Annotated in this window: 8 protein-coding genes; 1 reads left to right on the forward strand and 7 read right to left on the reverse strand. The window is 72.3% G+C overall.

Annotated features, from left to right (window positions below; all coding sequences use genetic code 11):
- The 5 genes from AB0G02_RS22405 to AB0G02_RS22425 form a co-directional block, all read right to left on the reverse strand.
- On the reverse strand, nt 1-1,116 hold a 1,116-nt coding region (locus AB0G02_RS22405; protein WP_360797413.1), incomplete at its 3' end, for an alpha-amylase family glycosyl hydrolase.
- Complete coding sequence (gene glgX, locus AB0G02_RS22410; protein ID WP_360797414.1) at nt 1,113-3,236, reverse strand: glycogen debranching protein GlgX; 2,124 nt, start codon at nt 3,234-3,236, stop codon at nt 1,113-1,115. The genes glgX and AB0G02_RS22405, both read right to left, overlap by 4 nt.
- 52 nt (nt 3,237-3,288) lie before the next feature.
- Nucleotides 3,289-3,624: a hypothetical protein gene (locus AB0G02_RS22415; RefSeq protein ID WP_360797415.1), complete on the reverse strand. Its 336-nt coding sequence runs from the start codon at nt 3,622-3,624 to the stop codon at nt 3,289-3,291.
- Nucleotides 3,625-3,715: 91 nt separating this feature from the next.
- A complete protein-coding gene (gene malQ, locus AB0G02_RS22420; RefSeq protein WP_360797419.1) occupies nt 3,716-5,686 on the reverse strand; it encodes a 4-alpha-glucanotransferase in 1,971 nt (656 codons plus the stop codon).
- A gap of 107 nt (nt 5,687-5,793) precedes the next feature.
- On the reverse strand, nt 5,794-6,711 hold the full coding sequence (locus AB0G02_RS22425; protein WP_360797420.1) for a LacI family DNA-binding transcriptional regulator: 918 nt from the start codon (nt 6,709-6,711) through the stop codon (nt 5,794-5,796).
- 109 nt (nt 6,712-6,820) lie between these two features.
- On the opposite strand from AB0G02_RS22425, the gene AB0G02_RS22430 reads away from it, so the two are divergent.
- A complete protein-coding gene (locus tag AB0G02_RS22430; protein ID WP_360797416.1) occupies nt 6,821-7,285 on the forward strand; it encodes a peroxiredoxin in 465 nt (154 codons plus the stop codon).
- Nucleotides 7,286-7,329: 44 nt separating this feature from the next.
- Here AB0G02_RS22430 and AB0G02_RS22435 read toward each other — a convergent pair whose 3' ends face one another.
- Together AB0G02_RS22435 and AB0G02_RS22440 are read right to left on the reverse strand one after the other, a co-directional pair.
- Nucleotides 7,330-7,914: a TetR/AcrR family transcriptional regulator gene (locus AB0G02_RS22435; protein WP_360797417.1), complete on the reverse strand. Its 585-nt coding sequence runs from the start codon at nt 7,912-7,914 to the stop codon at nt 7,330-7,332.
- 2 nt (nt 7,915-7,916) lie between these two features.
- Nucleotides 7,917-8,330, reverse strand: a 414-nt coding sequence (locus AB0G02_RS22440) for an LLM class flavin-dependent oxidoreductase (RefSeq protein WP_360797418.1), incomplete at its 5' end; no start/stop codon positions are given.

An 8,330-nucleotide genomic window follows, 5' to 3' on the forward strand; every position in this document is an offset into this window, starting at 1 on the left:
CCCCACCTCGCCCCGCCGGACGGCGCGCACCTCCCGGTCCTCGTCGCGGCACGCCGGCGACGTCGACGCGCGCACCGCCGCCGTCCACGCGTCGAGCCCCTCGGGCAGGTAGGAGCGGTAGACCGGGAACGCGGCCATGACCTCGGCCACCGCCTGCTCGGCCTGCTCGCGGTCCGCGTCGCGCACCAGCGCGGCGATCCGGCGCACCTCGGCGCGCAGGATCGTCCGGGTCACCAGGTCGCGGCACTCGTGCTCGACCGCCGCGAAGTCGGTGGGCACGCCGAACTCGTCGGCCAGCGCGGTGAACGCCCGTTCGCCCGCCGGGTCCACGAACAGCCCGCACACCTCGCGCAGCGCGTCGTAGCCGGTGGTGCCGTCGGCGGGCCAGCTCGCGGGCAGCCGCTCGTCCGCGCCGAGGATCTTCTCCACGACGACCCACACGCCGGAGCGCTCCTTGAGCCGCCGCACGTACCCGCCGGGGTCGGCCAGGCCGTCCGGGTGGTCGACCCGCAGACCGGTCACCTCGCCCGCCGCGACCCACCGCAGCACCTCGTCGTGGGTGGCGTCGAAGACCTCGGGGTCCTCGACGCGCACCGCGGCGAGCGTGGTGATGTCGAAGAACCGCCGGTAGTTCAGCTCCGCGTTGCCGCGCCGCCAGAACACCAGCCGGTAGTGCTCGTGCTCCTCCTCCGACGCCTCGTCGCCAGCGAACGGCAGCAGCAGCGGCCCGGAGTTCCAGTCGATGTCGAAGAACCGCGCGTACCGCGACTCCCGCCCGTGCTCCAGGACGTCCCACCACCACCGGTTGACGTCGTCGGGCCCGACCGCCATGTGGTTGGGCACGATGTCGAGCACGAACCCGAGCCCGGACTGCTTGAGGGCCTTGTGCAGCGCCACCCGGCCCGCCTCGCCGCCCAGCTCCTCGCGGGCGCGGGTCGGGTCGACCACGTCGTAGCCGTGGGTGGAGCCGGGCACGGCCTCCAGGACGGGTGACGCGTACAGCGCGCCGACGCCCAGGGCGTTCAGGTAGTCGACGACCGCCTCGGCGTCGGCGAAGGTGAAGTCGGGGGTGAACTGGATGCGGTACGTCGACGCGGGCGCCTGCGCGTCCGTCATTCCCCCTCCACCCGCTGCAGCACCACGAGCGACCGCGCGACCAGCGTGATCGTGCCGCCGGCGGCCACCGGTTCGCCCTGGTCGGGAGGGGTCACCCGACCGGTCGCGGTGTCGATCACGACCGTCCACTGCGGACCGTAGCCCTCCTCGGGGAGGGTGACCTGGATGTCCTCGTGGTGCGCGTTGAACGCCACTAGGAACGAGTCGTCCAGCACCCGCATGCCCCGCTGGTCCAGGTCCGGGATGCCTTCGCCGTTGAGGAACACCACGACGCAGCGGCCGAAGTCGTCGCCCCAGTTCTGCTCGGTCATCTCTTCACCCGAAGGGGTGAACCAGGCGATGTCGCGCAGCTCGTCGCCCTTGCGGATCGGCTTGCCCTGGAAGAACCTGCGCCGCCGCAGCACGGGGTGCTGCCTGCGGAACTCGGTCAGCGCGGAGGTGAAGTCCACCAGGTCGCGGTTCTTCTCCAGCAGCGTCCAGTCCACCCAGGACAGGCCGTTGTCCTGGCAGTAGGCGTTGTTGTTGCCCTCCTGGCTGCGGCCGAGCTCGTCACCGTGCAGCAGCATCGGCACGCCCTGCGACAGCAGCATCGTGGCCAGCAGGTTGCGCCGCTGCCTGGCCCGCAGGTCGTTGACCTCCGGGTCGTCGGTCGGGCCCTCGACACCGCAGTTCCACGACCGGTTGTCGTCCGCGCCGTCGCGGCCGTCCTCGCCGTTGGCCGCGTTGTGCTTGTCGTTGTAGGACACCAGGTCGTTGAGCGTGAAGCCGTCGTGCGCGGTGACGAAGTTGATCGACGCGTACGGGCGGCGGCCGTCGTCCTGGTAGAGGTCCGACGAGCCGGTGACGCGGGACGCGAACTCACCCAGCGTGGCGGGCTCGCCGCGCCAGAAGTCGCGCACCGTGTCGCGGTACTTGCCGTTCCACTCGGTCCACAGCGGCGGGAAGTTGCCGACCTGGTAGCCGCCGGGCCCGACGTCCCACGGCTCCGCGATCAGCTTGACCTGGCTCACCACCGGGTCCTGCTGCACCAGGTCGAAGAACGTGGACAGCCGGTCCACGTCGTAGAACTCGCGGGCCAGGGTCGCGGCCAGGTCGAACCGGAAACCGTCGACCCGCATCTCGGTCACCCAGTAGCGCAGCGAGTCCATGATCAGCTGCAACGTGTGCGGGCTGCGGACGTTCAGCGAGTTCCCGGTGCCCGTGTAGTCCATGTAGAACTTCGGCTCGTCGTCCACGAGCCGGTAGTACGCCTGGTTGTCGATGCCGCGCATGGACAGCGTCGGCCCCAGGTGGTTGCCCTCGGCGGTGTGGTTGTAGACCACGTCGAGGATCACCTCGATGCCCGCCTCGTGCAGGGCGCGCACCATGCCCTTGAACTCCTGCACCTGGTTGGCCGACTCCGGCATCGCCGCGTAGTCGGCGTGCGGCGCGAAGAACCCGATCGTGTTATAGCCCCAGTAGTTCCGGAGGCCCTTCTGCTCCAGCCCGTGATCGGTGATGAAGTGGTGCACCGGCATCAGCTCGAGCGCCGTGACGCCGAGCGACTTCAGGTGGTCGATCACGACCGGGTGCGCCAGGCCGGCGTAGGTGCCGCGCAGCTGCTCCGGGATCTCGGGGTGCTGCATGGTCAGGCCGCGCACGTGGGCCTCGTAGATGACCGTCTCGTTGTACGGCACGTTCGGCGGGCGGTCGTTCGCCCAGTCGAAGAACGGGTTCACCACGACCGACAGCGGCACGTGACCGGCCGAGTCCTGGTCGTTGCGCGCGTCCGGGTCGCCGAAGTTGTAGCCGAACAGCGACTCGTGCCAGTCGACGTCACCGGTGATCGCCTTGGCGTACGGGTCGAGCAGCAGCTTGTTCGGGTTGCAGCGCAACCCGCGCTCCGGGTCGTGCGGGCCGTGCACGCGGTAGCCGTACTTCTGGCCGGGACCGACGCCGAGCAGGTAGCCGTGGTGGACGAAGCCGTCCACCTCCGGCAGCCGCACGCGCGTCTCGGTGCCGTCGTCGTCGAACAGGCACAGCTCGACGTAGTCCGCGACCTCGGAGAAGAGGGTGAAGTTGGTGCCGACGCCGTCGTAGGTGGCGCCGAGCGGGTAGGGAGTTCCGGGCCAGGGCCGCACAGGGATTTTCCTCCGGGAAAGCTTTGAGACGATCGACCCCTAACCGGGTGGATCAGGTTCTTGCGTGGCACCGCGCGAGCTGGCCGCGTGCGGCGACCAGCAGCAGCCTGGCCTCCTGCAGCTCGCAGTAGCGCAGGTGCTCGCACGCGGCTTCGGCGCAGGCCATCGCCTGCGCCAGCGCGTGGTCCGCACCCGCGTCGGTCCGCCGCAGGACGTCCCGCAGGGACTCCTCGGCGTGGTGGGCCCCGGAGAGCGGGTCGGCCAGGTTCGACGGCCGGACGGCCACGAGGACCCTCTCGACGGTCGACTCCAAGGCGTCCACCGGGCTGCTCTGGGGGATCATCTGCTCGGGCACGAGCCCGGTGCGGGACACCAAGTCGGTGTTCACGGGTGACTGCCACCTCCAACCATGGCGCGGGTGACGGGTTGACGATACCTCGCGGCTGTGCCGCGCGCTGTGACGTGCGGGTTTCGCGCCTTCACGACCCGCTCCGACCGGCTCGTGCCGCACGAGCACCGACCGCTTCGGCCGCACCGCGTTCCCCCGCACCGGGTTCCGCCGCACCGCGTTCCGCCGCGCGACCGGCGGCCAGCGCCGCGGCGACCCGCCGCACACCCGGGTCCTCGAACAGGTCGTCGAGCGCGACGGGCAGCGGGATGCGCCAGTTCGGGTACTGGTCGGTGGTGCCGGGCAGGTTCGGCTGGCGCAACTCCCCCAGCGCGTCCTGCGGCGAGGTCAGCACGAGCACGGACCTGGCTTTCGCGAGCAGGGCGTGGAACGCGGTAACCAGGTCATCGGCAGCCACACCTTCCTGCTTGAGGAGTTCGAGCAACTCCCCGCGCTCACGCTCGGCTGCGTCGTATTCCCCGTCCACCGGTCCTTCAAACTGCCCCAGTTCGGCTCGCACCCGAACGTGCTCCGCCGCGAGGAAACCGGCCACGGTCGGCAGGTCGTGGGTGGAGATGCTCGCCATGGTCGAGGCGGTCCACTCCCCCGGCGGGATCAGCGGGTGGCCCGGCTGGTCGTACTCGCGCTGGAACCACAGCACCGCCGAGCTGAGCATGCCGTGCTCGTGCAGCGCCTCGGTGACCTTCGGCTCGACCGTGCCCAGGTCCTCGCCGACGACGACCGCCGCGGCCCGGTGCGCCTCCAGCGTCAGCACCGCCAGCATGGCGTCCGGGTCGTAGTGCACGTACGTGCCGCGCTTGGGCGGCTCGCCCGGCGGGATCCACCACAGCCGCCACAGGCCCGCGACGTGGTCGATCCGGATGCCGTCCGCGTGCCGCAGCACGCTGCGCACCACCGCCCGGAACGGCTCGTAGCCCTGCTCGGCCAGCCGGTCCGGCCGCCACGGCGGCAGGCCCCAGTCCTGGCCGAGGCGGCTGAACGCGTCCGGCGGCGCCCCGACCCGGACGTCCGCGGCGAACGCGTCCCGCACCGCCCACGTGTCCGCGCCGCCGGGGTTCACGCCCACCGGCAGGTCGTGCACGACGCCCACCGCCATGCCCGCGTCGTGCGCGGTCCGGCGCGCGGCGGTCAACTGCTGTTCGCACAGCTCCTGCAACCACGCGTGGAACGCCACCCGCTCGGGGTCGGCGGTCGCCGTGGCCGGGTCGCGCTGCTCGGGCGGCCACTCGCGCCAGTCCGGGCCGTGCACCTCGGCCAACGCGCAGAACCGGGCGAAGTCCAGCAGCTCGCCCTCGGGCGCGCGGTGCTCCTCGTCCCGCCAGAGCAGCTCCAGCGCCTTGGCCTTGGCCTCCCACACCGCGTCGTAGTCGATCAGCCCGGTGTCGTTGGCGGGGCGCAGCGCGTCGATCTCAGCCCTGAGCGCCTGATCGGCCGCGCGGTACGCCGGGATATCGGAGATCCGCAGGTAGAGGGGGTTGGCGAAGCGGCGGCTCGACGGCGAGTACGGGGAGCGCTCCACCGGCGGGGTCGGGCTGATCGCCTGCACCGGGTTGACCAGCAGCACGCCCGCGCCCAGCTCCTCGGCGCTGCGCCGGGCGAGGGTGGCCAGGTCCGCGTAGTCGCCCATGCCCCACGACCCGGCCGAGCGCATCGCGTACAGCTGCACCATCCAGCCCCACGACCGGGTGACGGGGGCGAGTTCGCGCGGGGCGACGATCACCGTGCGTTCACCCAGGCGGTGGTAGCCCAGCGGCAGGGCGGCGGGCAGCTCGACCCGCCCGCCGTCCTCCAGCTCGACCGTGCCGCCACCCGCCTCGTCCGCGTCGAGGACGTCACCCTCGCGCAGGACCACGGTCCTGGGCGGTGGTTTCGGTGCGGCGAGGGCCCGGCGCACCGCCTCCGGGGTGGAGGCGTCCACGTCCAGCTGCGCCAGCACGGCCACCACGACGTCGGCGTCGACGTCCGCCCGCTGCTGGTTCGCGTCCTCGTACGAAGTGGCCACGCCGTGTGCCTCGGCCAGTGCCGCGAGCTCGTCGTCCACGCTGGACAGCTTCGTCTCCTCCGGTAGGCCGATGCCAGGGCGGTAGCGCCTGGTCACCCAAAGGTTGCAGGAAGTTCTTCGTGGTTAATGGCCCGGACGAGTGGCCCTCAAACCCCGGCCGCGGTGGAGTTCCTCACCACGAGTTGCACCGACGGCGGCGCGGTGTCGTGCTCGTCGCCGCGCAGGTCGGCCAGCAGCACCTCCACGGCGTGCTCGCCGCGTTCCCGCCACGCGCCTTCCACCGCGGTCAAGCCGACCGCGCGGGCCAGGTCGGTGCCCTCCAGGCTGACGATCGACACGTCGCCGGGCACGTCGCGCCCGTCGCGGCGCAGGCGCAGGAACACGCCCAGCGCCACCTCGCCGCTGGTGCTGATCACGGCGGACGGCAGGCGTTCGCCGTCCAGCAGCGCGTCCACCACCTGCTCGCCGCCCGCCACCGTCGAGGACGACCACAGCGTCCACTCCGGACGGACCGCCAGACCCTCGGTGACCAGCACCTCGTCGTAGGACTCGTCGATGTCGCCGGCCAGCACCAGCGCCACGTCCCGGTGGCCCAGCCCCACGAGGTGCCCGACGGCCAGCCGCAGCGCCTCGCGCAGGTCGTCGTCCCACACCGCGACCACCGGCACGTCCAGGCCCCTCAGCGCGGCGTCCTCGGCCTCGGTGAGGTTCACCGCCAGCGCGAGCACCCCGTCGACCCGCCGGCCCAGCGGCAGCTCCTCGAAGAACCGCTTGCGCGCGTCGGTGTCGCGCAGCACGTAGAGCAGGACGTCGTACCCCGCCTGCCGCAACGCGCCCTCCGCGCCCGCCAGCAGGTCGCCCCGGCCGACGTCCGCGGTGAGCACGGCGATCGCGTACCGCCGACCACCCGCCAGGCTGGAGGCGTCCCGGGCGATCGCGTACCGCATCCGCTTGGCGACCTCGGTCACGTACCGCCGGGTCGCCTCGGACACCCCCGGCTCGCCGCGCAGCGCGCGCGACACGGTCGCGGCGGACACCCCCGCGGCCCGCGCCACGTCGGACATGCTCGTCACACCACACCTCCCGGCCTGGTACGAGATTAGCGAGAACCGTACGGTTGCCTCGTCGCGAACACCCTGCGAGACGTGATCGACACCCTGCGGAAGGACGCGCATGAAGCCCGGCGACCAGGCACCCGACTTCACCCTGCCCGACCAGGACGGCACCCCTCGGGCGCTGTCCGACCTGCTCTCCGACGGCCCCGTGGTGCTGTTCTTCTACCCCGCCGCGATGACCGCCGGGTGCACCGCCGAGAGCTGCCACTTCCGGGACCTGGCGGGCGAGTTCACCGAGGTCGGGGCGCAGCGGGTGGGGATCAGCCCGGACTCGGTGGGCAAGCAGGACGAGTTCGCCTCGGCCCACGGCTTCGACTACCCGTTGCTGTCCGACGCCGACGGCGCGGTGGCCGCCCGGTTCGGCGTGAAGCGCCGCTTCGGCCCGCTGCCGGTGAAGCGGCACACGTTCGTCATCGACACCGACCGCACCGTGATCGAAGTCATCAAATCCGAGTTCGCCATGAACGCCCACGCCGACAAGGCGCTGGCCGTCCTGCGCCACCGGGCCGGTCGGACCACCTGACGCCCAGGGGCCCAGCCTGACATCGGCTGACGACCGCCGGCGCCTCAGGCCGGTCGGAGCCCGGCGAGGACGAAGTCCGCGATCTCCCCGCCGAGCCGGGCGGGCGACTTTGGCCCGCCCGGCCGGTACCAGGTCGGCAGCTGGTTGACCACGCCCAGCGCGATCAGGACCGCCGTGTCGGCGGGCACCGCCGCGCTGAACTCGCCGGCCTCCTGGGCCTGCTCGACCACCGACCGGAACGTCTCGTGGTAGCGCCGCCGCTCGGCCCGGAAGCTGGCCATCCGGTCCGCGTCCAGCCGGTGCATCTCGCGCACGAACACCGCGGTCTCGTCCACGCTCTCCGCGGTCGTCTCGACCAGGCTGACCACGATCCGCCGCACCGTGGTCGCCGCGTCCAGCCGGGCCGCCACGATCCCGTCGAGGTCGGCCATCTGGCGTCCGATCAGCGAGCGGTAGATCTCGAACAGCAGGTCGTCCTTCGACCCGAAGTAGTGGTAGAGCGCGCCCTTGGTGACCGAGGCAGCGTCGACGACCTCCTGCACGGTCGTCGCGTCGAACCCCTTGGCGGCGAACAACCGCACGGCCGCGCCCACGATGCGCTCGGGCGTGGCCCCGGTCCGCCGCGCCACCGTCAGGCCCCCGGCGCCAGCGCGCGCACCAGGTCGAGCTGGTCGGCGCCGGTGGGCAGCAGGGCCATGACGGGCGTGTCGACGCCGTTGGCCGCGTACTTCGCGACGTGCGCGCGGCACTCGTCCACGCTGCCGTGCACGACCAGCGCGTCCACGACCTCGTCCGGGACGAGCGCACCCGCGCCGCGCCGGTCACCGGCCGCCCACGCCTCGTGCATCGGGCGCAGCGCCTCGCCGCGCCCCAGCCAGTCGTGGAACGCCGCGTACGCGGGCACCGTGAGGTAGGTGCTGATCAGCATGCGGCCGAGCGCGCGGGCCGCGTCGGCGTCCTCGGTCGGGCACACGAAGATCCGGGCGGCCAGCTCGCCGCCGTTCATCTCGGCGCGCACCTTGGGCACGTCGTCCGCGCCGAGCCA

Source organism: Actinosynnema sp. NPDC023658 (genome assembly GCF_040639995.1).
Lineage (GTDB): Bacteria > Actinomycetota > Actinomycetes > Mycobacteriales > Pseudonocardiaceae > Actinosynnema.

Bases quoted from the DNA above. Each gene is read 5' to 3' on its own strand.
- AB0G02_RS22425 (WP_360797420.1), bottom strand. From the start codon at position 6,711: ATGTCCGACGTGGCGCGGGCCGCGGGGGTGTCCGCCGCGACCGTGTCG.
- AB0G02_RS22430 (WP_360797416.1), top strand. From the start codon at position 6,821: ATGAAGCCCGGCGACCAGGCACCCGACTTCACCCTGCCCGACCAGGAC.